The organism is Carnobacterium gallinarum DSM 4847 (assembly GCF_000744375.1).
In the GTDB taxonomy this organism is placed as follows: Bacteria; Bacillota; Bacilli; order Lactobacillales; family Carnobacteriaceae; genus Carnobacterium; species Carnobacterium gallinarum.
The window spans coordinates 2669687-2694232 of the sequence record NZ_JQLU01000005.1; the positions used below are offsets into that span (position 1 = coordinate 2669687).

Sequence of the window (24546 nt, forward strand, 5' to 3'; positions counted from 1 at the left end):
TACAATGGAGTTAATATCAGTTGAAACCGTTCAAAATATTGTTGGCGTTGTAGTGGCTACAGTCTTAATGGTTGTTCTGATTATAAAGATTCAAAAAAGAAAAGCTAAAGCGGCCAAAGAAAATGCTGAAAAAAAACAAGAAGAGCTGCATAAGAAAAAAATCCGAGCAACACAGATGCGGATTATTCATCAACGACAACAAGATGGAATTGGAGAACTAATCGATTATGCTGATTATCATATGAACCTAAAGGAATGGATTGTTGCCGTGATTGGAGCAGGACTTGTTTTTTCTATTTTAGGTTATATATTTTATGAAAAACCAGTGATTATTCTACTAATGTCTTTATTTGGATTATTCTTTCCGATTCAGCGCCGGAAGCAATTATTAGTAACGCGTAAACATGTCCTTAATCTACAATTCAAGGAAGCGGTTCAATCTTTATCTGCGTCATTAGCAGCAGGACGTTCGGCTGAAAGTAGTTTTCAAGAAGTTGCCTATGATTTGAAACTATTATATCCAGATCCGAATACGTATATTTTAAAAGAATTTGATATTATCAATCGTCGGGTTGAAAATGGCGAACCTTTAGAGCGTGCGATTGAAGATTTTGCCCAACGTTCTGATGTGGAAGATATTATGAATTTTGCCGATGTTTTTGTGACCTGTAAACGGACAGGCGGAAGCTTGGTAGAAGTAATGAAACGCACAGCGGATATTATCTCAGACAAATTAGAAGTTCAACAAGATATGAAGGTTCTTGTTTCGCAAAAGAAATTTGAAGCGCAAATCTTGAATTTAATGCCAGTTGGGATGGTTTTACTGTTAAAACTTACTGGTGGAGACTATCTAAATCCACTTTATGATTGGAATGGTCCTGGACCAGTGATTATGACTGTTTGTTTACTCTTTTTATTGGCAGCTTACTTAATCGGCCAAAAAATTATGAATATCAAAATGTAAGGAGACGAAGTATGGCTGTTATTTTAAAAATTAGTTTTGTTGTTTTAATTGGTTTTATTTTAATGATGTTATTGAAAGCTGGAAAAAAATACAAAGATTTTATTGAACACTACAAAAAAGCAGTCGGTTTGCCTTTTATGGCTCCGTATTCCTTTGAATTCTTAGATACTTTTTCACTAATTGAAAAATTCTATAAACAAATTGCAAATATTCAACAAAAAATGATCAGTCTTTATGGAACAAAAGATGCCACTAATCAAACTCGTGCTTTTCTTGCACAGATAATTTCTTTAACTACATTGGCTGTTCTTGCTACGTTATTGATTGGCATTATGCAACCAAATGATACTAGTGGAGCCATCGCGATGGGGATCTTAACGTTATTGATTCCTTTTGTATTAGTTAAGAACTTAGATACAAAAGAACGAAATCGCAGAATGGCCATCATCCATGAGTTGCCAGAATTTCTAAACAAATTAATCTTGCTAATTAATGCTGGTGAAACAGCCCAGAAAGCTTTTATTCGGTGTACATTAGCCAAAGCGGATTTTGTTGATAAAAGTCCATTGTACTATGAGCTAGCAGAAACCGTTACAAAAATTGAAAATAATTTACCTTTTTCAGAAGCCCTAAATCAATTAAGCAAGAAGTGTGCGATTCAGGAAATGTCAGTTTTTACAACGACTTTACTGTTGAATTATCGAAAAGGTGGAGAACAGTTGGTTCACTCGCTAAAAGAACTTTCAACTACGCTTTGGGGCAAACGAAAAGCCCAGACTCAAATGAAGGGGGAAGAAGCCTCTTCAAAAATGGTTTTCCCATTAATTATGATTTTTGGTGTTGTTATGGTAATTGTTGGTTATCCAGCACTGGCTATGTTTTAAAAAGCTAAAATCTGAAAGGTGGTGAGGCTGCAAAAGTAGAAAACAAAATCAGGTGAGGCTTTTATAAAAAATATAGATAAAAGTAATAAAAAAAAAGGAGGAACAAGAATGAAGAATTTTATGTTAGATTTCTGGAAAGATGAGCAAGGATTGGAAACACTAGAAATGTTATTGATTATTGCGATTATTGTCGTGATTGCTGTTATGTTTAAAGATAAAATCATGACTTGGGCGCAAAGTTTACTAGATAAAGGCGACGAGAATATCACGAATATTGTCGATAACAAATAATAAAATCAGCGGGGTAGAGAAGATGGAAGAATATATAGTGGAGATAAAGCGATTTTTGAAATCAGAGAAGGGCAGTGCTTTGCTAGAAGCCTCTTTTCTCTATCCTGCTATTTTAATTATTACAGTAGCAATGTTGCTTTTTACGATTGTTGTGTACCAACAATCTTTAGTTCATTATCAAGCTAGAAAAGTGGCGGATAAAGTAGCTTATGTATGGAATTACAATAGTGATTCCCAAGAAATTGGAAAAAATAATGGATTATTTGAAAAATACACCAGCCAAGATCATGGTGATGGTCTATATTGGCGATTACATGGAAATAATGTTCTTCAACAGTTTGGAATTAATTTTGGAAATGGCAGTGGTGTTGTCGGGACTAAAGAAAGTTTAGCTAAGACAAAATACAAAAGTACGAATGTGGAATTAGATATTAAATTTGAAAATAATCTGTTAGGTCGAAATCAAATTAAAGTTACTGCAAAAAGTGGATTTAAGATGCCAAGTCTATTGAAAAAAGGATTTGGCATCGATAAGGATGTTGAAGCCGTAGCTTATGCCGATGTGACAGATACAGTTGAAAGTATACGAGATTTAAGATTTATGGCATATGTGGTAGGAGAACTTAAAAACACTCTAGAAAAAGACGGGAAATTGGCAAGTATTCTCAGTAAATTAGGATTTTAACTAAAAGTAAGGAGATAAGATGGAGAATTTTTTTAGAAGACAAAATGGTTCTGTTTCAATTTATTTTATGATTGTTTCATTAATTTTTTTCTTATTTAGTACAGTTTTGATTGATTTTATGCGAATTATGGTTGCTGAAAGAAAACTAGAACATGCAACAAAAACAGCAGCAGCTTCAATTATGTCTAACTATAATGCAGAAGTAATGGGAAGATATGGATTGTTTGTTTTTGATGGAGATACGAGTAAAGCAACAGAAATGGCTTCTAATGTTACTAAAAGTAATCTTGAACTTAAAGATAATTTTTTTAATATTGCTGAATTGTCAAATTCAACAAGTCAAGTTGATTTTATGAAATTTGATGATCGTATTGGGTTAACCAGTGAAGAAACATTAAAGCAACAAATGCTAGAGTCAGTTAAGTATAAAGGACCATTAGCATTTGGCGAAGAAACGTTTGAAATATTTGATTTTTTTACTCAAAATGGACGAGATACCCAAGCATTGAAAAAAATGATGAAAGAACAAAAGAAAATTAAAGCAGAAATGGAAAAAAGGCTGGAAAATATTAAAGAAATTGAAGAAGAGTTAAAAAACATTGAGATTGCTCCAATCCAACTAAGCTTAAATCGAAGTCAAATTGAAGCTTATAATCAAGCTATTTTTATTAAAACGTATTTTGTTGAATCGGGAGATAGTTTTGAAAATAAACAACAAGCAATTTTTAAACAAGCTTATGAAAATGAAACTGATGAAAAGATAAAGGCGAACTTAAAGATTCAAATGGATAAGCATCATGAGGAATTAGAAAAGTTAAAAGATGCGGGAACCGATGCTGAAACGAGTTTGGGAAATGAAGTTACAAACATTAACGCAAAAGTAACGGAAGTAAAGAATGCACTATCTAAATTAAAAACTGCTGAATCCGCAATAAAAGCGGCTATTACTTCCAATGAAGAAATAAAAAAGAAGCTTGGCAATCTACCAAGTGGCGATTCAAAAGAAATTAACGAGATGCGCGAGGCGATACAAAAAGCCTATGTAGATCCAGTTAAGTTGACAGATATGCAAGGGAAAATTCAAACATCAAAAAAAAATTTAGAAACCTATCAAGGCAAGTTAGAAGCCTATAGTAAAAAAATAAAGGGCTATAAAAAAGCTTCTTTAAAACCGGGCATAGATAAAAGTTTAGCCATTGATAAAAATGATCTGAAAATTGATCAAGACTCTACTAAAGAACAAATAGAACAATCAGTAACAAATCGGGTTACTAAAAATAAAAATCATGCAATGGCAGTTGGTTATCAATCTGTAGTCGATTTGTATTTAGGCAAAGAAATATCAGCTATTGAGAATAGTGGAATTAATGAAATCAATCAAGCGATTGATGCAGTAGTGACGACTTCTAAAGAAAAAGAGGTCCGTCAAGAATTATCTGAAGATGAGAAAAAGCAAGAGGAAGCAGAAAAAGAAAAGACAGCTGGTGGTATGAAAGATTTAGGTAAGATTATGGACGTAATCAATACGGCTAAAGACAAATTAGATTCTGAACAAGCGATTTACGATAATTTAGAAGCGATTATGAAAAGTAATGACGCTGAAAATCAGAAGGACTACCCAGAAGGAAAAGCGCCATCAACCGATGCCGATGATTTAGTTGATCAAAGTTTTGATCTGTTAGACACGCTAACAACCATGGGCAATCAACTGAAGAACCGAGCTTTATTGAATGAATATTTATTAGGCGAGTTTGGTACAAGCCAACCAGTCAGTCTATTTGGTACAGATACAATCGATCCAGATAATATAGATGGTTTGATTTCTGATTTTGAGTTCCAGAATAAGCAAGTTGAATATTTGATGTATGGAAAAAGTACACCAGGTGCGAATTATGCATCAGCATTGTTGGAATTGATTATGATACGGTTAGTCTGTAATTTGATTTCGGGTGCATTTGATAAGGCTGTTCAAAAAGCTTTTAGCGTTAATATTTTGGTTGGTTTAGCAGCATTGATATCGTATACGATTATTGAAACTGTAAAGGATATTATTAAGTTAACTAAATCAAATGATATAGAACGTAAAGATAAATCTGCAGCTTTTTTCAAAATGAAAATTGGAAAAATTGACCCTTCAAAATTAACTTTAACATATCGAGACTATTTACGTTTAATGTTATTATTTGAACGGAAAAATCAATATGCTCGAGCATTAGCAGTAGTAGAACAAGTAAGTGAAGAAAAAGGAGTCGGGATAAAACCAACCCAAATAAAGGTAACAAATACAGCAAAAATTAAACCTTGGTTTTTACCTAACGCCGTTAAAACTTTTACTACTCTAGATAGTAAGTTAGTCGATGGAGAAATTGAGTTGAAAACAGAATTATATTATTCATATTAAAAGGAGAAGATAAACATGAAAAAATTAGTAATGACAATGGTATTAGGAAGTATATTTATTTTAGGAGCTTGTGGAAACACGACTAAAGAAACATCATCAAAAGAAGATACGTCAGAAAAATCGGTGACAACAGAACAGAAGAAAGATTCTAAAGAAAATGAAGGTTTAGGTGATTACAAAGGCTTGAAAATTGGTGATACAGTAGCAGTTAAAGGTGCAGATATGTATGATGGAACGATGGATTTTGATTTTACGTTGAATAAAATAGAATATACAATCCAACCGATAGCTGGAAAAGATCCAGGATATGATAGTGGTTTTATTATTGCTGATGTTACCATTAAAAATACAGGAACAGAAGAATTAGATGTTGATATATTAGCTAGTCTACAATATAGTGGAGCTCCTTTTTCATTCGGTTCAGATTTTGATTTGAAGGAGTTAGATGATTCAGAAAAATTATCAAAAGGTGAGAGTAAAACAGGAAAAATGATTGTTTATTATAAAAATCTAGATGGCACTATAACCTATGGGCTAGAAGGGTACTCCACATTATTTTCATATGATATCAAGGTAGATGAGATGAAAGACTATGTAGCTGAATAAGCTTTGCATATTTTAAAAGGAGATAAACATGAAAAAATTAGTAATGACAATGGTATTAGGAAGTATGTTGATTATAGGAGCGTGTGGAAATAATAAGGAAGAAAGTATGAACAAGGAAAATATATCAAATCAAGAAAGTCCATCTAAAAAGATATCAGAAAAAACAGATGATATCGAAAGTTATAAAGGATTAAGAATTGGAGATTTAGTATCGGTAAACTATGCAAAAGCTTTTAAAGGGAAATATGCATTTGATTTTACTTTGAATAAGTTAGAATTTACTGATCAACCACTAGGTGGATCAGAGGCGGAATATGAAAGTAGTTTTATTATTGCCGATATTACTATAAAAAATGTTGGAAAAGAAGCTTTACCATTAGAACAATTAGAGAATATGAAAATAGGGCCTGCTATTTTTGATTTTGGAGTGGATTATGAATTTAATGATATTGATGGCTCTGCAAAACTAGGTGTTGGCGAAAGTATAACTGGAAAAATGGTTACTGATTTCAGAAAATTAGACAGCAAATTAACATGGGGATTAGAAGGGATAACAACTGTGTTTTCATATGATATTAAAGCAGATGAAATTGGAGACTATGTACCTGAATAAAAAGTGTTTCAGTTCTCAATAAAAACGTATCATGTTTAAACCCTAGTTAAAAGGAGGAGGTGAGTAATTATTGAACAATTGGTTAAAGTGTGAAAAAGGTAGCCTACTCTTGGAAACAGCTATGATTTTACCAATTTTTTTAATGTTTATTTTTTTACTGTGGACATTGATCCGAATTTCGGTTATTCAAATGGCTTTGGATAAATCAACTTCAGACTTAGTTCAATCGGTTAATTCCTCAGCATATGGAATTAGTATTGTGATTGATAAGGGAAATGAACTGAAACAAGAGTTAAAGACTAAAGCCAATGGTGGAATTGATCAATGGATCGGTAAACAACCAGATGAGGCAGCGAAAATGTTGAACATTAGTGGAATTGACACATATGTTAAAGAGTTAGTTGGAAATGGAATTGACGGAGGATTACCAGTTGATGCAATTGGTTCAAGCTATTACGAAAAAATTGTAGGAAAAGAGGGACCTTGGTCTAATAGCAAATTAAAAGATGTATTTAAATCTAATATCCGAATGAAAGATAATGGTGAAATTAGTGGCTACTATGGTTCAGGTGATATAAAAATAGAAGAAGTTAACCCCGTTCAGGCTACTGGAAAAGAACAATTATATAAAGTTCGGGTTTCGTATGTTGTGCCTTTGAATTTGCCATTTCTTAATGGATATAAAGTAAATCTTCAAAGTGTAGCAGGTGGATATTTGTGGACGACTAATAGGTAACAGTCAATAAGTAAAAAAGGAGAACTAAATGATTGGAACATCGGTACTAATGTTATGTGTATTTTTAGGAATTGCTTTTTATTATGATATTCGCTACAATCTTATTCCAAATAAATTAATTTTATTTTTTTTGCCTTTAGCATTTATAAATACAATTGGTGTCTCTGGAGTTGGTGGATTAGTTGATAGTATGTTAGGTTTTTTAGTTAGTGGTGGAATTATGATGATCCTCTATGTTTTTAAAGCATTAGCAGCAGGCGATGTTAAATTATTCGCTGTTATTGGAGCCATAATGGGAATTGAATTTTCTTTGTATTGTATGATGTACACCATTATTGTAGGAGGAATTTTAGCTATTCTCATTCTTTTATTCACGCGAACATTTCTCTCGAGAATGTTAACAGCTATTCAACATATATGGACATCGATAAAAGTGAAAACGACAGAGCCATTAGAGGTTTTTAAAGTCACCAAAGCTAAAACAATGCCCTTTATGATAGCCGTAGTACCGGGAGCATTAATTGCGATTTATTATGTATATCTTGTTTAATTGGTTTGAAAAGAGGGAATGAGAAGATGAAATTAAAAAAGGAAATAAATCAACGAAGTGGGAAGAAGTTAGTTTATTGCAAAGAGTCAGGAGCCGCTTTTAAAGAAGAGGATTTTATTGAGATTGAGAAGAAAATGCTGGAACATAATCGAATACAGCAACTACTTCCAATTCACATTCAACAAATAGACTTTGAATTTGCAATTGATTTTTCTCTAGATGAGAAGCGCAGCGTAGCAGATTATATTCAAAAGAATACTTATTTGAAGGTTGAAGAAATATATGTACTATTATTAGAGATGATTAAAAAAATCGAACAGGCAGAAGAATATATGCTAAATCGACAACATTTTCTGATTGAAATCGATACTCTTTTTTATGTTGATTCATTACAACGAGTAGAATTAGTTTATTTGCCATTAAACGATCTTTTTTTCCAGTTTACAATAGAGGAACAAATTCAACAAATAACTAAAAAATTCCTGCAAAAAATTGATCCTGAAGCAGAAATTGAAGTGGATTTAGAAGAATTATTGACGTATCTGAAGGAACCACATTTTTCAATTCAGGGACTTAGAAAACTAGTTTATCGTCAAAGTAGAGCGTTGCCGCCAATGGAAGAGGAGCATAGTTTTAGTAAACAGGTAGGTGCATCAGCGAGTGCAAACTTAAAAAATGAAGCAACCGATACGAGTTTTACTAAGTTTATGAATCTCTTTAAAAAGCAATCAGAAAAAGTGGAAATAGATCAAAAGAATAAAGATGCAAAAAATAGTCAAAATGAAGATTTTATAGCTGCCAAGGGAAAATTAAAAAAAGACAACCTAGCAGTGGGACTATTAAGTATTCTAGCACTTGTGGTTATTTCTCAATTGGTGGCAGATAAACTGATTCTACTCGCTTTAGGAGGATTAGTTATTATTATTGGTTTAAATTATAGTCAAAAAATGAAAAAGCGAGTGAATGAAGCCTTTCCTGAAGAGAAGTCTGCTACTAAAAATACGGTTATTAAAGAGTCTAAAAAAGAAAAAACGCCTTTGACAATTGAGGAAAAAAATAAACGAAATAAAATCGCTTTGATTGTACTTGGATTAATGGCATTGGTTGTTTTGCAACAGTTAATAGACAATGGATTTGTGTTAGGTATCGGAATTCTGATCATTGGTGGAGTTACATTTTTATTCATAAAAAAGATGGGCTTAACAAAAGTTTCGCAAACAAATCCAGAAAAAAACAGCTTAGGTTTTTCAACGAAAAAACAACCGTCTAATGAGATGCCAAAGCAAAAGATTGCTGAATTATTAGCTGCAGAAAATGGTCCATTTAATGAAGGCAATTCGGAAGTCGAATTAGTTGACGGTAATATTCTTGAAACAAATGAGTCATTGAAACAAGCGAGTGTTGCTTCAAGTGAGCAAGCGTTAGCGGATTTCAAAGCTGAAATTAAAGAAGAATATTTACAAGAATTGCAAAAAGAAATAGTGGAAGAAAAGCAATTAAAAGCGGAAGTAGACTCTCAAATAATAGCTAAAAGTAAGATTAGTTATACATTAAAAAGTCAGCCGAAAAAAATTGAATCAGATTCAAAGATAGAAAAGAAAATGTCTACTATTTTAAAAAATAAAGTGTTCTTTATGAACGCTAAACCATTGTTAACATTAGAACGTTTTGAAAAGAATCATGGTTCTGAAAAAATCGATATTCATAAAAAACATTTTTTAGTGGGTCGTAATGAAAATCGAGTAGATTATTTTGAAAATGAAAAGGGAACTTCTCGTATTCATTTTGAACTTTTTTATTTAGATGATGTTGTGATGATTCGTGATCTAAATTCAAAACATGGTACTTTTTTAAACGAGTTTAAATTACAACCTTATGAAATGTATGAAGTTAAAGAGAATGACCGTATTCAGTTGAAATCGGTTCATTATTTATTAAAAAATGTAAAAATTAGTTAGGAGAATTAGATAAATGAAAAAATTTAGTAAAGTGCTTGGATTTAGTCTGCTTAGTGTATTGTTGGTCGGTTGTGGTGGAAAGGCTCAAGGATTAGCTGAAAAATCAACTGAAGTTCAATCTAGTTCTAGCAGTGAAGTAGCAGAAAAAATTGAAAGCCCTATAGAAGTTAAACTTAATCAGGGTTATTTTGTTTTATTTAATGAAACTAAAAAAGAAGAAACTAAAAAAGAACGCTTAGTTTTAGAATTAGAAGTAAAAAATTTAGTGAACAACGCTAATTTTCTTAATGAAAGAAAACTAGCTTTGTTAAATAAAGCAACAGATGAAGTGATAAAAACATATGTTTTTAAAGAGTTTGGTAGTGGGGTGCTTCAAGAAAAAAATGAAAAGGCAACGGGAGCCCTCTCTTTTGATGTTGAAGAGGGAGCAATGTACGATTTAGTCTATCAAGTAAATGATGACTGGCTTTCATTGAATATAACCGTAGATCCTGCTGATTACCAAGATACAAAAACAACCTTAGAAGATCCGCTAACAGCAACGAATGCTTATTTTAATGTCTTGGCTTTCAATGAAGAAGATGCTAATTATCAGAAACTAGTATCTAACAATCTGCAAAATGCTAACACACTTCATCAAAATTTGTTTAAAGATAAAGTTTTAGGAGCTTTATTTTCTAGATATAAACCAGATGAAGCAACAGTTTTATCAATGTATCAACGTTTCCAAGCAATGGAGAAAAAAAGAGCGACGATTGTGCCAACTTTAATCTCTAATGACACAGAAAAAGCCATTGTTTCATTGCAGTTTGAAATCATGTCTCATCAAAATATTAAAGATTTATTTTTTGAAAAGTCACAAGAAATAGGTTTAGCCACTCATTGGAGTGGAATTCTAGAAGGAAAAGAAGAAGAAGCGACGATTCCACAATTTGATGAAATTATGGAACAAACGGTGCTTGTAAGAAGAGAAGAACCTCTGGTAATTGAGTTAGTTAAAGTTGAGGATAAATGGGAATTTGATTTAAACAATGAAAATTTCCAAGCTATTTTTTATGGTGGATATCGTGGAAAATAAAGTGTAGTAAAAAAAGTCAGTTTCCATTATGGAAGCTGACTTTTTTTGATAAATTGTTTAAAAGCCACGTCCACCGCCGCCATGTTTTGTACCACTACTAGAAGTGCGAGTTGAAGTTGGAGTACTGCTGCTGCCCATACTTCTTCCGCTACCACCATGAGTCTTCCCACTACTTGAAGTACGTGTTGTCGTTGTTCCACCACCGCCACTGTTATTAGTGCGGTTTGGCGGATCTTTTTTCGGAATTCGACGAGATGTCGTTTTATCTTTCATTAAATTATCTTGTTGGAAGGTTAGGTAAGTTTGTCCGTTATTTCGGAAATTATAAGAGCTCGTGGTAGATTTCATCTTATACTTGCCAATAACCCCTAAACAAAAAAATCCAGCCAGCAACAAAGCAGACAACAAACTAGCTATTGTTTTTCCACCAGTAAATTTTCCAACTAAAGGCTTAACTTCTTTAGGCTTGGCTTTTTCTGCTGCTTTAGCTTTTGCTTCAAGGTCTTTTTGATAATAGTTCTTTGTTTGATTGAGAAAAGCCGTTGTAGCACCATAATAATTTTGATTTGGAAGTTCTTTAAAGACGGCATCGAGCAAACGCTCAATTCGAGCATCATTTAACAAGTTTATCATTTCACCAGATGTTGTGATAAAAGCTTCCCGATTGTCCATATCAAGTAATAATAAAATACCACTTTTTTCAGGACCAGTCCCGAATTTATTTTTATCGTAATAATCATCTGCATAGGCTGCACTTGTTTTTCCTTCGGCGTTATTCGTTGTGACAACGACAACATCCATTTGCATATCCTTTTTTAATTCTAGAATTTGTGCTTCTAATTGCTGTTTGTTTTCGGCTGATAGTAGCTGTGCTTGGTCGAATACACGGGTTTCTTCAGCTTGTACAGTAGCCAGTCCAGTCGTAAAACCTACGATCAAAACAAGGAGAAAGCATAATTTAGTTAGTGAAGTAGTCCATATTTTCATTAGAAGTAATACCCTCCTAATAAGAATAGAATAAAGAAGATTCCTGTTAAACCAGCAAATAATACCGCCATTTTTTTAGAATCAATAGGAAGTTCACCAAAAAATTTACCAGTTTGTCCATTCATTATATAGGAATAGTTTCGCTGGTTTTTTTGATAATTTAAAATCCAAACAGGCAATAAAACATATTTTGGTTTCAATTGTACATCATTAAGTTGAACCGTTAGTTTTTTTATTGATGATTTGCCAGATAGTGTACTTTTCAGCATGGTCTCACCATTTCTGCGAATGTTTTGTTGTATCTCAGTCTGGAAGACATCCATTTCTTTATTTCGTTTTTCAGCTTGAAAACCAGATAAATAACTACTAGAAAATTTTGTCAAACTAGACAAATCATAGGGATGAATACTTTCTATCATAGATGCACTATTTTTAGAAAGTGCATTCCGGAAGATCCCATTAAATTGCATCGTTCCTTTTCGGAGACTAGTGTATTGTTTCGTATTTATATATTCCGTATCCCCATTTCGCCAACTGGTAACGACACTTGTGTCAGCTGTTAATTGTCCATCAACGGATCCATCGATAATCCAATAGGGGAAGTAAATACCAGTAATATTCTCAATTTGTTTCTCATTAAAAAAAGCCTTTGGAATAAATTTCTTTTTCTGAACCCAATTTAAAAATTGTTGTGTGGCGCGTTCTTTTCCAATTGAAAAAGGAATAATAGCATCAGGTAAAAAATCCCCTTCCAAACGACCAGCAAGAATAACTGGGTTATGGCAATAATAGCAATACGTAGCAGCAGTAGTTGTTTCTGTTACAATCTCAGCACCACAACTGGGACAAGAATAAAGATTTGCCTCCGTTAACGGTGGACTCTCATAACTTTCAAATGCTGCATTTTGTTCAGTGGTTGCCTCTGTTTCTTGATCAGAGGACACTGGATTTTGGAAAGCTTCAAGTTGACTAGCTGTAAAATTACTTAAACAATACTCACAATGAAATTGTTGAGTATCAGGATTAAAAGTTAAACCAGCATCGCAATTTGGGCATTTATGTGTTAAAACGTCCATTTTTGAACTCCTTTTAGATTAATTTAAATGATCGTAATTATTTACTTTAAGCAAATGGTTGTCCACATTCAGGACAGAATTTGGGTCTAGGCTGTCCTTCTGGAATTTTGTAGCCACAATTGCTACAGAATTTTGCTGCGGCAACTTCTGGTTCAGGTTTTGGTTTCCCACAATCAAAACAGAATTTACCAGTATTACGAGTACCACATTCGCATGTCCATAATTCTACTTGTGTTTGTGGAGCGACTTGCGGAGTTTCAGCTTGCGGTTGTTGCTGGCTCTGATTTTGTTGATTTTGCATTTGTTGCTGATTGGCTTGAGACGTTGTTCCCACAAAATTACCGCCAGTTTGTATGCCTGAATTCATAGCGAAAAAGCCATTAACACTTCCATTAGGATTTGAACCAGCAGCTTCCATACCACGAGCTACAGCGCCTTGAACATATCCTTCGCGAACACCAGGATCACTAAGCATGGCTCCTTGATTTCGCATTTGAATTAAGGCTTTTGACTCATCATCATATGAAATACTTGCAATTCCAACAGCTTGAATCTCCATACCACGAGTAACGCGCCATTCTTCATCTAACGTTTCAGACATAAATTTACTTAGTTGAGTTCCTTTAGAAGTAACATGAGAAACACGTTCGCCATCAGCGGATAGTTGATTGATAGATGCTTGTAAAGCTTCAAGAAATTCATTTAGATATTGTTCATTAATATCTTGGATATCAACTTTGACTTTATTACGCGGAATGGCTTCTTTATAAAATAAGATTGGGTCTGTAATTTTGATAGAGTAGGATCCGTGAGCTCGAAGAAAGAGTTCTGCATTGTAAAAATTATCAAAATAATTAATTGGATTTCGCGTTCCAAAACGAATTCCTTTGATTTCTTGCAAATTAATATAAAAGACTTCTTGTTTCGTAGGAGTTACGCCACCAAATTTGATACGATCAAATGAATCTGCAATGGCATCTTTAAAATTCCCAGTAAATAGAGAGGGAAGTGCTGTATCATCTACATGGTAATAACCTTCTTCTGCTGTAAAATCAACAATTTTTCCACCATCAGTTAAAATCATAAATTGATTAGGATTAACATGAATGACTGAACCCGTTGAAATTGTGTCAGAGGTTCCTTTTTGATTAGCCCCACGTTTTTCACTTTTTCGGACATGTACGCCTTTAACAAAAACTGTTGAATCACTCATTTTATCAGGCTCGATGACCTCAAGCCATTGATCGGCTAAAGTATCGGAAGCCGAGGTTAGTGCTACTTTAATTAAACCCATTTAAATCAACCTTTCTATTCTTAAATTACCTTATACATAATTAATAGTAGCATAGTTGGAAATGCTTGTATAGACGTTAATTTATTGGATTTTGAACAGAAAAACTAAAGAGAAAGGTTCTGATTTTTATTGGTTAAAAAAAGAGTTTATAGAAAATATCAACTACTATAGTTCAGGCATTTTAGTATCTCTTTTAACAACTTTCATTGTAAAATAAATAAGTGATAGGGAAGATAAGAAAAAAGGGGGAATTTTGTTGAAAAAAGCAGATAGCCTAATGAATCAATTGGACTATTCTTTGGAAAAAAAGCTTGATTTATTTGATAAAAGCAAATCACGTTATATGCTTCGAGCGTTTTTAGCGTGTTTATTTCTAACATTAGGTTCGGCAGTGGCCTTTAGCATTGCCAGTAAAGGAGATCATATTGCGCCAGGTTTGGGGAAAATGCTGTATGCCTTCATGTTTAGTTGGTCTTTAGTGATGATTGTGTATTTAAATGCAGAATTAGGTACATCGAACATGATGTATTTTACTGTTGGATTTTATCAACGTAGAGTAACTTTTAGTAAAGCAGCGACTGTATTAGTTACTTGTATTCTTTTTAATCTAATTGGTGGAGTAGTAGTAGGCTTCTTAATGTCTAAAACAACGATTTTTACCGAATTACCAAAAGATGACTACATCTTTACCGCTGTGACTGCTAAATTAATGAAAACACCTCTTCAAATTTTTGTAGAAGGAATTTTTGCGAATATTGTTGTAAATACCGCTGTTATGGCTTCTATGAGAATGAAAGATGATGCGGCAAAAGTGATTAGTTTAATCTTTATTATCTATATTTTTGCTTTCTTAGGCTTTGAACATGTGATTGCTAATTTTCCAGCGTTTTCTTTAGCTTATTTTGCTTCTGGTGGAACGTTGGCAGCCATGACGTTTAGTGCTGTTGGAACCAACCTATTACTCGCTTTCTTAGGGAATTTTGTTGGTGGAGGTTTGGTAATGGGGTTAGGGTATGCTTGGTTAAATAAAACAGATTCTATCTATCAAGATTAAATCTAAAAGAGCGTGAAACAAAACTGGTTTTCAGTTTGTTTCACGCTCTAAGTTCATATAAATGGTGAGAAAAAGCAATCCCTTGAGTTTATTTACTTTTCTTTTTATTATGGCGTGAAGATCGAGAAGGGAGAGAATCAAAAATGGATTCATCATCATCTTCTTCGGGAGCCGTTTCATGGTTAATATCACTAAAGACTTGACTTAAAGCATCAAATTCATGCAATGCCTCTTCTTCTGTTAACGGTTCTGTAGGCAAATCATTTAGTGGCTCTTCTTCAATAATCGCCTCAATTTCTTCGACTTCCGTAACCGGCTGTTCTTCAAAAGAAACGAAAGGCTCAGTAGCTTCAGGTTCCTCAGCGGATATCTCGGGGACAAAGTTGATAAAAACGTCTTCTTCGATTTCATCCTCTTCTAGCTGAATAGAAGGAACGTCTGTAGGAACTTCCATAATTTCTTCAGTTTCAACGAAATCTTCTACAGGTTCGGTAAACTCTTGTCTAAGTTCTTTTGTAAAAGTTTCAGTCAAAGGTACTTCAACTTCCTCAGTAATGAAATCCTGTGGAATCGCTTCTTCTTCAACTGGAGGAGTTTCTGATGGCAAATCAAGAATACCAAAACGATCTTCAAAGTAAATGAAGTCATCCTCTGATTGTTGTTTTTCTTCAATAGATTCGTTCAAAACCGGTTCAACAATTTCTTGATAGTCTGCTTCAAGCTCATCATCTGTTAAAAAATCATCGTTTAAAGTAATGGTTTCTAAAGGTTTATCAATAGAAACAGAATCTTTAGCATCCCATTGCAAGGTAATTGTGACTTTGTTACCACGAGAATTAATTTCAGAGATAGCTTCTGAATAGAGTTCTTGTTGTGCTTGCAGTTGTTCCGCTAAGAATCCAGCTTCTAAGCTAAAGTTAGGATTGCCATGTTGAATTCGAGCAGTAATAGTTGGTCCAGTTAATGTGTAAAGTTTTTGATGTTTTTTTTCTTTAAGCAACACTAAGTCGCCAAAACATGCTTTTTTGAAAAACAGGACTAAATCATCAAAATCAGCAACAGGATATTGACGCGCTAATTCTTTTCCAGCCCAATATAAGATTTCGTGTGTTTCTTTTCCAAGAATATTTGGTAAAAGGCTATCACGAATTAATTCGTAGCCAAACATAGAAATGGTTCCAGTAAATTTTTCTAAATCAATCGGTTTTAATTGTTCATCATTTTTCATTTAGTCATCACCTCAATTTTATCTTCTTATCTATTATAACGTTAAATGTTGTGGAAGCCTATCTTTTTTGCTTTCCTTAACGAAAATTAAAGAGAATTGCTGGAATTTGTCAAGAATCTGTTAAAAGATGAAGCTAACTCTTGAATTTTAGTGAAAAAAAGGTGAAAATAGGAGATAGTATAAAATCATTAAAATGAAAGACTAAAAAATAAATCAATCTACAAAAAGAGCAAGAATTAACTATGAAAAAGTGAACTAAATGAATTTTTAAAAATGAGGGGAATTTATGAAAAAACAGGCAATCGGCTTTATTGATTCAGGAGTAGGTGGTTTGACAGTTGTTAAAGAAGCGATGCGTCAACTCCCCAATGAATCTATTTATTATGTAGGCGATACGGCCCGCTGTCCATATGGTCCAAGGCCAGAGGAACAGGTGCGCCAGTTTACTTGGGAAATGACCCACTTTTTATTGGATAAAGATATCAAAATGTTAGTGATTGCATGTAACACAGCAACAGCAGCAGCATTGGAAGATATTAAAAAGAAATTAGCGATTCCTGTTATTGGTGTGATTTTACCAGGAAGTCGTGCAGCAATTAAAGCAACTAATAGTAATTTAATCGGTATCATTGGAACCGCAGGAACTGTCAAAAGTAATATGTACCATGATATGATTCGCTCAAAAGATCGTTTGGCGAAAGTGTCTAGTTTAGCTTGTCCTAAGTTTGTGCCAATTGTAGAAAGTCATGAGTATAATAGTGCGATTGCGAAAAAAGTAGTAGCGGAAACATTAAAGCCGATGCAAAAAAAAGGTGTAGATACGTTGATTCTTGGCTGTACCCACTATCCGCTATTACGTCCGATTATTCAAAATGTGATGGGATCTGGGGTAACACTGATTGATTCTGGTGCAGAGACAGTTAGTGAAGTGAGTACAATACTAGATTATTTTAATATTGCTGAAGATAGTAAAAGCAAGCTTTCTGTTGAACGCTGTTTTTATACAACCGGATCGGCTCAAATGTTTAGAGAAATTGCTTCTGACTGGCTAGGTTTAGCTGAGATGGAAGTGGAAAATATTAAACTAGGACATGGCTAACAAATCTATTTGTTAGCTAGTTAGTAATTTGGATAAATTATGAGAAACTAAATTGAAATGAGGAATTCACCAGATGCGTAGTGATGGCAGACAATATGATGAAGGACGTCAAGTAACAATTGAAACAAATTATTTAAAACACCCAGAAGGCTCTGTTTTGATTTCAGTAGGAGATACAAAGGTAATCTGTAATGCTACGTTAGAAGAAAGAGTACCGCCTTTTATGCGTGGTGAAGGGCGTGGTTGGGTAAATGCAGAATATAGTATGTTGCCTAGAGCTACGGAATCAAGATCTATTCGCGAATCATCAAAAGGCAAAGTAAAAGGGCGCACCATGGAAATCCAACGTTTAATTGCACGTAGTTTACGTGCAGTTGTTGATCTAGAAATACTAGGTGAACGATCAATTATGGTAGATTGTGATGTTATTCAAGCGGACGGAGGTACACGGACAGCAAGCATAACAGGTGCATTTGTCGCCTTGCAATTAGCTGTTCAAAAGCTGTTAGACGCAGGTGAGTTAACTGAAAATCCAATTAAAGAAGGATTAGCTGCTATTAGTGTTGGAATTTTACCAGATGGAGAAGCTGTACTAGATTTGAATTATCCAGAAGATAGTTCAGCAGCAGTGGATATGAATTTAGTTATGACTTCAAGCGGTCGTTTTGTTGAAATTCAAGGAACTGGAGAAGAAGCAACATTTACAACGGAAGAATTAATGCAAATGTTAGCATTAGGAAAAAAAGGCATTCATGAGTTAATTCAGTTACAAAATACCGCTTTACGCCAAAGTGTGGATACATTGGTTCTACCAACGCATTCTGCTTCAGCAAAAGAAATTTTAATTGCTACAAATAATCCAGGGAAAGCGCGCGAATTTGATGCATTATTTGCTAAAAAAGGTTGGACTGTGAAAACATTATTGGACTATCCAGCAATTCCAGAAGTTGAAGAAACAGGTACGACTTTTGCTGAAAATGCGTTATTAAAAGCTGAAACTATTGCGAAACGTTTAAATATGCTTGTGTTAGCAGATGATTCTGGCTTAAAAGTGGATGCATTATCTGGACAACCAGGAGTGTACTCGGCTCGTTATGCAGGAGAACCTAAAAGTGATGCTGCAAATAACGCCAAATTACTCCATGAATTAAGTTCGTTTAAACCAGAAGAAAAAACAGCTCAATTTCATTGTACGTTAGCTTTGGCAATGCCAGGTAAAGAAAGCTTAGTTGTATCAGGAGAAGTGGCTGGTTTGATTATTGCTATTCCAAGAGGCGCTAATGGTTTTGGTTATGATCCGTTATTTTATGTGCCAGAAATGAAAAAAACAATGGCGGAATTGGCTAGCGAAGAAAAAAATAAAATTAGCCATCGAGCAAAAGCATTGGTCAATCTAGAAAAAGTGTGGGATGATTGGATTAAATAAACCATAAAAAAGAGGTGTTTTAAATGAAAGTATTAGTTGTCAGTGACAATCATGGAGATCGTGACGTATTAGTTGATTTGATTCAAACTTATCAAGGAAAAGTCAATCAAATGTTTCATTGTGGAGACTCAGAACTACCATCAGATGATCCAATTTGGGAGCAGATGTTAAGTATTCGTGGCAATTGTGATTATGATTCAGCTTTTCCAACTTCTCGTGTGACTAAAGTTGATGGAGAAACGGTACTAACGGTTCATGGTCATTTACACGATGTAAAGTTTACAATGGATACCTTGATTTATGCCGCTAAAGAAGTAGGTGCTAGTTTTGCCTTTTTCGGTCATACACATGAATTAGGTGTAGAAATGGTGGATTCGATTTTATTGTTAAATCCTGGAAGTATTTCTTTACCAAGAGGGCGCTTCAGTGGAACAAAAACTTATGCGATTATTGAAACGACTCCTGAGCTAATCCAAGTAACTTATTATGATCGAAGTCATCAACCAGTTGACGGGTTGCATTTTGACTTTAAACGCTAATAAAAAGGGCTGGAAACAAAACGATTTTTTTAGTTTTGTTTTCAGTTCTTTTTTTAGTGATTTCTCTAATGGTGTCTGAAAACATATGATATGTCATTAAAAAACTATAAAAATTACATTTAGAATCATAGGATTATTTGATATGCTAAAGAAAATTGGGGAATTCTGCAGAAAGGGGCCTTGGTTGTTGTTGGATGTTTTTAGGGAATTTATTTGAAAAAGGAGAGTTAACATTTGATATCTAAAGTAAAAAAAACACTTATTTGTTCATTTTTAACTGTAAGCGCTTTAACGTTAGCGATGACTATTCAATTGATGCCAGTAAAAGTACATGCTGAGGATGGACCTAAAAGTACATTACAAACTGGAGATTCCGAACAAGCAATTCCAGAAATTAAAGAAAATCCTTATGCTTCACATTTTTTTCCAAAGGAATTACTGGAATGGGATGCACTGAAAGATGAAGATGCAATTCATAATCGTTCATCTGTACCGCTTAGAAAAAGAGTTCAAGGAGAGAAAACGAATCAAGATCAAAGTTTGGAAGCAAAAGTTGTTTCTTTGGCAATCACAAATCGAAACACAAGTGGAACCCCATCCCAAGGTAGCGGAGATAAGGCAGTTTATAATTTTAGCTATTGGCAATATGTGGATACGTTAGTTGCTTGGGCAGGTTCTGCCGGTGAAGGAATTATTGTGCCACCTAGTGGAGATGTGATTGATTCAGCTCATCAAAATGGTGTGCCAGTTCTAGGAACAGTCTTTTTTCCGCCAACTGCATATGGTGGAAAATCAGAGTGGGTGCAACAATTTGTTGTGAAAGATGCCGATGGAAACTTTCCAGTAGCAGATAAATTACTATTACTTGCTGATTATTATGGATTTGATGGTTGGTTTATTAATCAAGAAACACAAACAGATGCTACAACAGCTAAAGCCTTGCAAGAGCTTTTAGTCTATTTACAGCAACATAAGAAACCGGAACAAGATATAATGTGGTATGATTCGATGCTTGAAAGTGGAAATATTTCGTGGCAAGGTGCTTTAAATGATCGAAATAAAACTTTTTTTCAAAAAGATGCACAACAAGTAGCAGATACTATGTTTTTAGACTTTAACTGGAAAAATAACCCAAGTAAATTAGATAGTTCGGCTAAAATGGCAACGGATCTAAATCGCTCACCGTATGATTTATTTGCTGGAATCGATGTACAAGCTCAAGGATTCAATACGTCTACTAAACCTAGTAGCCTTCTCCGCAATGGTCAACCGATAGTTTCATTAGGGTTGTATTGTCCTGACTGGACACTGCGGGATGGAGCTAATTATGATGTGAATAAATATTGGGAAAATGAAGAAAAATTCTGGGTGAACTCAGCAGGAGATCCTCGTGATACTAGTATGGAGGCTAGTAAATGGCAAGGGATTTCTCGTTATTTTGTAGAAAAATCAGCTGTTACAAGTTTGCCTTTTGTAACGAATTTTAATGTTGGGAATGGCGATAATTTTTATCAAAATGGGCAGCTAGTAAAAGAGGGAGCCTATAATAATCGTAGCATTCAAGATATTATGCCAACGTATCGTTGGATTCTTGAGAATCAAGGAAATCAGCTAAGAGCAAGTATTGATTATAGTACGGCTTTTAATGGTGGTTCATCTATTGCGTTATCTGGTTCGACAGTCGAAAATGGCGAAACAACTGCCAAATTATATAAGAGCCAATTAGCCTTAACAGGTAAAGAAAAAGCAACTTTGGTTTATCAAGGAAAAGCGACACTTGAATTAGTCTTAGGTTTTACAGACGAGCCAACTAAATTAATCCCGTTATCTGGTGAAACACAGGACGGCGATTGGCAGAAGCTTCAAGTTGACTTAAGCCCATATAAAGGAAAAACAATTGATACGATTTCTGTTAAAGTAATCAGTCAAGAAACAAAAAAAGAGACAAAGATTCAATTAGGACAGATTGAAATTGCGGATATGAATGAGATGACGGTTAGTCCGATTCAAAATTTAGAAATTGTTGGGCAGTCTATTGAAGAGGATTTATTTGCTAATTTACGCTTCAAGTGGACGTCAGCTGCTGAAAATACAAAGAGCTATAATCTTTATCAAGTTGCAGAAAATGGTGAGAAACAGTTAGTTGGAGTGAGTACTAATCAAGCGTATTTTGCGGCTAAGCAAAAACGTCCTAGTACAAATAGTCTTCATTATCAAGTAGTTCCAGTAGATTCATTAGGAAAGGAACATCTGACAGCAGCAGCGAATATTAATTTTACTTTTAATGCCTTGAAAGCACCAACAGCTGATTTTTCAGCGAATAAATCTTTTGTTAAAGTTGGTGAATCTATTGAATTAATGAGTCAATCAGCGCAATCTGCTGAAAAATTGACTTGGTTAATTGAAGGCGGAACACCAGAAAACGGTGAAGGTAAAAAAATTCAGGTTCAATTTGCTAAGGCGGGAACGTATACGATTCGTTTAACTGCTAGTAATTCCGCAGGTGACACTGAAAAAGTCAAAGAAAATTATATTACAGTTTACGATGATCAATTTAAGGAACCTTTAGTTAATTTAGCTTTAGGTGCTGTAGCGACTGAAGCATCTGGTTACACGAATAAAAATGAATCCCCTAAGCAAGCTTTGGATGGTGATCTACTAACTAAATGGTGTGATAATGCCCATGATCAACCATGGATGAGTGTTGATTTAGGTAAGCCTGTTTCGATTGTTGGTTTTAAGCTTTATCATGCCGAAGCGGGTGGTGAGAATGCTGAATGGAATACGAGAGATTATGAAATTCTAGTTAGCCAAGATAATCAGAATTGGTCAGAAGTCGTTCATCAAGATAAAAATACGAAAGGCATAACGGAAGACTCAATTCCTTTAACAGAAGCACGTTATATTAAGTTGAAATTAAATAAAGCTGAGCAAACTGGTAAAGTAGCTCGCATTTATGATTTTGAAATTTGGGGTTATCAAAAAACTGGAATTGAAGTTGTGCCAAATCAAGAGGCACTTAGCCAACTCCGGAGTCAATACTATCAAACAAATGTGAATGAAGCTGAGTATACAGTAGCTAGTTTTACCGAATTAAAAGCGGCGCGAATAGAGGCTAAGCGTATTTTAGAGGTGAGTCAATCTGTTCCATTAGGAGAAATTGAAGCAGCCATTCAACGACTAACTACAGCTTTTCAATCGTTAGTATCGGTACAAGATGAAGCCTATAAGAAATTAGCTGAGTTGATACAAGTCGCTGAAAAGATTGATGGAACGTTATATACAATCGAAAGTTATCAAAATTTACAAGAGAAATTAATCCAAGCCAAAGAATTGGTTCAACAGCCTAATTTGACGATTGCTGTGTTAGAGGCGCAATACAATCAGCTACAAAAGCAGTTAACTGATTTAACTTTAGTTGAAAGTAGCCCGGTAGAAGTTGCTAAAATAAAACTCAGAGAAGCGATTAAACAATTCAAAGAAGTCAATTCTGCCTTATATACACTAGAAAGTTATCAAAAACTCTCTGAACAAATAAGCTTTGCAGAAGAAATGTTAAAAGATTCTACAGCAACGTTACAAACTATTCAAATAACTACCGGAAAATTACAGCAGCTATTTGATGAGTTAGTAACACTTGAATCAGCTGATTTGACGCAAGCACTAACTAAATTACAACAACTTGTCAATAACGCTAAAGAGTTAACAGAAAGTCATTATACAATTGAAAGCTATGCAAAGATGACGACTCAATTAGAATTAGCCCAGGGAATCTTAACTATGGAAGAACCTCTATTATCGGAAGTTGAAGGAAGAGGGACAGCGTTACAAAAAGCTATTGATGAGTTAATTTCTACCGATTCAATGCTTGTTCAACAAATGAAGGACCAGTTAAATGAGATCTTAGAGCAAGCTAAAAAAGTCAATTCTTCCTTGTATACAATGGCAAGCTATCAGGGACTTCAATTGGCTATAGCAGATGGAGAAAAACTAGTTAGTGATCCTTTATCGACAATTCAAGGTTTAGAATTTGCAAAAATCAATATCCAACAAAGAATGGATCAATTGGTAACACTTGAAACTGCTGAAATTCAAGCGCTTCATAAAAAAATCAGCGCATATGTGGTTCTTGTGAAAGAGTTAAAAGAAACAGAGTATACTTCTGAAACATTTAAGCTTTTAACCAATCAGATTAAAGCAACTGAAGTCATTCTATTGAATCCAGCAAGTTCATTAAGTCAACTACAAGCGACTGAAAAAGAGTTAGAAACTGCAGTGGCACAATTAATCATGAAAAAAGAGGATCAACAACAAGAAAAAATAAATCAAGCTAGAATAAAATTAAGCGAATTAATTACAACAGCAAAAAGTTATCAAGAAAATCACTATACAAGTGAGAGCTACCAAATTTTACAACAATCCGTTACAACAGCTGAAAGTCTTTTGGCAATGAGAAAAATAGCTACTTTGGGAGAACTTGAGGAAGCAATGGCAACTGTAACAGTAGCCATAAATAATCTGGTTCCTATAGAGGAAGGCAATCGTCAAAAAGTGAAACTAGAAATTGCTGAATTATTACGTAAAGCTAAGCTAGCTATTAATCAAGAGCAAGAATTTACAAAAGAATCAATCCAGTCTCTGAAAGGAGCAATTGCTAAAACAGAAGAAATTATAGCGAACCCAGATGTTACGTATTCTGAGTTGGTGGCAACAAAAAATGATTTAGAACAAGCTTATACGGGGCTAACTCCAATGGTAGTTGAGAAAGAGGGAGATACCGAAAAAGAAGGAGTGAAACCAACAAATCCAGTAATTAGTATTCCAACAACAACAACGCCACCTGTCCAACAATTCAATGCGCCTACCAATCCATCTTCAACCGAAAGCCAGTTTCCTAAAACTGGTGAGAAAACAAGCAACAGTATAGGAGCATCAGTGGGCTGGATTTTAATTTTGATTATCAGTGGAACCACTTTTTACAAGATTAAAAAACAAGAACCAATGAACTAATTAAAAAACATGAATGAAGGCAATGATGCTTTGATTCATGTTTTTTATACGTACGTGAATAGTTGAA

General features: G+C 34.2%; 20 protein-coding genes. 16 read left to right on the top strand and 4 right to left on the bottom strand.

Going from position 1 to position 24546, the window contains the following annotated elements; all coding sequences use genetic code 11:
• Positions 1–4: 4 nt before the first annotated feature.
• From BR43_RS17075 to BR43_RS17125, 11 genes are all read left to right on the top strand, one after another.
• Complete coding sequence (locus BR43_RS17075; protein WP_034564155.1) at positions 5–964, top strand: type II secretion system F family protein; 960 nt, start codon at positions 5–7, stop codon at positions 962–964.
• 11 nt (positions 965–975) lie between these two features.
• The gene (locus tag BR43_RS17080) at positions 976–1848 is read left to right on the top strand and encodes a type II secretion system F family protein (RefSeq protein WP_051934020.1); all 873 of its coding nucleotides are present in this window, start codon (positions 976–978) and stop codon (positions 1846–1848) included.
• Positions 1849–1956: 108 nt separating this feature from the next.
• On the top strand, positions 1957–2139 hold the full coding sequence (locus BR43_RS17085) for a Flp1 family type IVb pilin (RefSeq protein WP_034564157.1): 183 nt from the start codon (positions 1957–1959) through the stop codon (positions 2137–2139).
• Between the two features lie 22 nt (positions 2140–2161).
• Positions 2162–2824 (top strand): TadE/TadG family type IV pilus assembly protein, encoded by a 663-nt coding sequence (locus BR43_RS17090; RefSeq protein WP_034564159.1) that lies wholly within the window; start codon positions 2162–2164, stop codon positions 2822–2824.
• 19 nt (positions 2825–2843) lie between these two features.
• Positions 2844–5225: a DUF5702 domain-containing protein gene (locus BR43_RS17095; protein ID WP_034564161.1), complete on the top strand. Its 2382-nt coding sequence runs from the start codon at positions 2844–2846 to the stop codon at positions 5223–5225.
• Positions 5226–5240: 15 nt separating this feature from the next.
• Positions 5241–5831, top strand: coding sequence for a hypothetical protein (locus BR43_RS17100; protein ID WP_034564163.1), 591 nt, complete (start codon positions 5241–5243; stop codon positions 5829–5831).
• Between the two features lie 28 nt (positions 5832–5859).
• Positions 5860–6444 carry a hypothetical protein gene (locus BR43_RS17105; protein ID WP_034564165.1) on the top strand — a complete coding sequence of 195 codons (585 nt, stop codon included), beginning with the start codon at positions 5860–5862 and terminating at the stop codon, positions 6442–6444.
• A 70-nt stretch (positions 6445–6514) separates the two neighbouring features.
• On the top strand, positions 6515–7180 hold the full coding sequence (locus BR43_RS17110; protein WP_034564167.1) for a TadE/TadG family type IV pilus assembly protein: 666 nt from the start codon (positions 6515–6517) through the stop codon (positions 7178–7180).
• Between the two features lie 28 nt (positions 7181–7208).
• Complete coding sequence (locus tag BR43_RS17115) at positions 7209–7730, top strand: A24 family peptidase (RefSeq protein WP_034564170.1); 522 nt, start codon at positions 7209–7211, stop codon at positions 7728–7730.
• 26 nt (positions 7731–7756) lie between these two features.
• A complete protein-coding gene (locus BR43_RS17120; protein ID WP_034564172.1) occupies positions 7757–9688 on the top strand; it encodes a DUF6382 and FHA domain-containing protein in 1932 nt (643 codons plus the stop codon).
• A 13-nt stretch (positions 9689–9701) separates the two neighbouring features.
• Positions 9702–10766, top strand: coding sequence for a DUF5105 domain-containing protein (locus tag BR43_RS17125; protein WP_034564174.1), 1065 nt, complete (start codon positions 9702–9704; stop codon positions 10764–10766).
• A gap of 57 nt (positions 10767–10823) precedes the next feature.
• On the opposite strand, the gene BR43_RS17130 is transcribed toward BR43_RS17125, so the two are convergent.
• Genes BR43_RS17130 through BR43_RS17140 form a run of 3 tightly spaced genes read right to left on the bottom strand, consistent with a single transcriptional unit; the run spans position 10824 to position 14123 of the window.
• Positions 10824–11753 carry a TPM domain-containing protein gene (locus BR43_RS17130; RefSeq protein ID WP_034564175.1) on the bottom strand — a complete coding sequence of 310 codons (930 nt, stop codon included), beginning with the start codon at positions 11751–11753 and terminating at the stop codon, positions 10824–10826.
• Positions 11753–12829 (bottom strand): hypothetical protein, encoded by a 1077-nt coding sequence (locus tag BR43_RS17135; protein ID WP_034564178.1) that lies wholly within the window; start codon positions 12827–12829, stop codon positions 11753–11755. Before BR43_RS17135 ends, BR43_RS17130 begins: the two co-directional genes overlap by 1 nt.
• A 46-nt stretch (positions 12830–12875) precedes the next feature.
• Positions 12876–14123, bottom strand: coding sequence for an SPFH domain-containing protein (locus BR43_RS17140; RefSeq protein ID WP_034564180.1), 1248 nt, complete (start codon positions 14121–14123; stop codon positions 12876–12878).
• Between the two features lie 256 nt (positions 14124–14379).
• Here BR43_RS17140 and BR43_RS17145 point away from each other — a divergent pair, with 256 nt between their 5' ends.
• Entirely contained in the window at positions 14380–15177 is a 798-nt protein-coding gene (locus tag BR43_RS17145) for a formate/nitrite transporter family protein (RefSeq protein ID WP_425393641.1), read from the top strand.
• An 88-nt stretch (positions 15178–15265) separates the two neighbouring features.
• Here the strand turns inward: BR43_RS17145 and BR43_RS19735 are convergent, their stop codons facing one another.
• The gene (locus BR43_RS19735; RefSeq protein ID WP_084679975.1) at positions 15266–16405 is read right to left on the bottom strand and encodes a YslB family protein; all 1140 of its coding nucleotides are present in this window, start codon (positions 16403–16405) and stop codon (positions 15266–15268) included.
• 286 nt (positions 16406–16691) lie between these two features.
• Here BR43_RS19735 and racE point away from each other — a divergent pair, with 286 nt between their 5' ends.
• From racE to BR43_RS17170, 4 genes are all read left to right on the top strand, one after another.
• On the top strand, positions 16692–17504 hold the full coding sequence (gene racE / locus BR43_RS17155; protein ID WP_034564181.1) for a glutamate racemase: 813 nt from the start codon (positions 16692–16694) through the stop codon (positions 17502–17504).
• Positions 17505–17577: 73 nt separating this feature from the next.
• The gene (rph, locus tag BR43_RS17160) at positions 17578–18930 is read left to right on the top strand and encodes a ribonuclease PH (RefSeq protein ID WP_034564183.1); all 1353 of its coding nucleotides are present in this window, start codon (positions 17578–17580) and stop codon (positions 18928–18930) included.
• A gap of 23 nt (positions 18931–18953) precedes the next feature.
• A complete protein-coding gene (locus BR43_RS17165) occupies positions 18954–19469 on the top strand; it encodes a metallophosphoesterase (protein WP_034564185.1) in 516 nt (171 codons plus the stop codon).
• A 234-nt stretch (positions 19470–19703) separates the two neighbouring features.
• Complete coding sequence (locus tag BR43_RS17170; protein ID WP_245617882.1) at positions 19704–24479, top strand: endo-beta-N-acetylglucosaminidase; 4776 nt, start codon at positions 19704–19706, stop codon at positions 24477–24479.
• The last annotated feature ends 67 nt before the right edge of the window (positions 24480–24546 follow it).

Excerpts from the sequence above, each read along its gene's own strand:
- BR43_RS17075 (WP_034564155.1), top strand. The coding sequence starts at position 5 with ATGGAGTTAATATCAGTTGAAACCGTTCAAAATATTGTTGGCGTTGTA.
- BR43_RS17080 (WP_051934020.1), top strand. The coding sequence starts at position 976 with ATGGCTGTTATTTTAAAAATTAGTTTTGTTGTTTTAATTGGTTTTATT.
- BR43_RS17085 (WP_034564157.1), top strand. The coding sequence starts at position 1,957 with ATGAAGAATTTTATGTTAGATTTCTGGAAAGATGAGCAAGGATTGGAA.
- BR43_RS17090 (WP_034564159.1), top strand. The coding sequence starts at position 2,162 with ATGGAAGAATATATAGTGGAGATAAAGCGATTTTTGAAATCAGAGAAG.
- BR43_RS17095 (WP_034564161.1), top strand. The coding sequence starts at position 2,844 with ATGGAGAATTTTTTTAGAAGACAAAATGGTTCTGTTTCAATTTATTTT.
- BR43_RS17100 (WP_034564163.1), top strand. The coding sequence starts at position 5,241 with ATGAAAAAATTAGTAATGACAATGGTATTAGGAAGTATATTTATTTTA.
- BR43_RS17105 (WP_034564165.1), top strand. The coding sequence starts at position 5,860 with ATGAAAAAATTAGTAATGACAATGGTATTAGGAAGTATGTTGATTATA.
- BR43_RS17115 (WP_034564170.1), top strand. The coding sequence starts at position 7,209 with ATGATTGGAACATCGGTACTAATGTTATGTGTATTTTTAGGAATTGCT.
- BR43_RS17120 (WP_034564172.1), top strand. The coding sequence starts at position 7,757 with ATGAAATTAAAAAAGGAAATAAATCAACGAAGTGGGAAGAAGTTAGTT.
- BR43_RS17125 (WP_034564174.1), top strand. The coding sequence starts at position 9,702 with ATGAAAAAATTTAGTAAAGTGCTTGGATTTAGTCTGCTTAGTGTATTG.
- BR43_RS17130 (WP_034564175.1), bottom strand. The coding sequence starts at position 11,753 with ATGAAAATATGGACTACTTCACTAACTAAATTATGCTTTCTCCTTGTT.
- BR43_RS17135 (WP_034564178.1), bottom strand. The coding sequence starts at position 12,829 with ATGGACGTTTTAACACATAAATGCCCAAATTGCGATGCTGGTTTAACT.
- BR43_RS17140 (WP_034564180.1), bottom strand. The coding sequence starts at position 14,123 with ATGGGTTTAATTAAAGTAGCACTAACCTCGGCTTCCGATACTTTAGCC.
- BR43_RS19735 (WP_084679975.1), bottom strand. The coding sequence starts at position 16,405 with ATGAAAAATGATGAACAATTAAAACCGATTGATTTAGAAAAATTTACT.
- racE (WP_034564181.1), top strand. The coding sequence starts at position 16,692 with ATGAAAAAACAGGCAATCGGCTTTATTGATTCAGGAGTAGGTGGTTTG.
- rph (WP_034564183.1), top strand. The coding sequence starts at position 17,578 with ATGCGTAGTGATGGCAGACAATATGATGAAGGACGTCAAGTAACAATT.
- BR43_RS17165 (WP_034564185.1), top strand. The coding sequence starts at position 18,954 with ATGAAAGTATTAGTTGTCAGTGACAATCATGGAGATCGTGACGTATTA.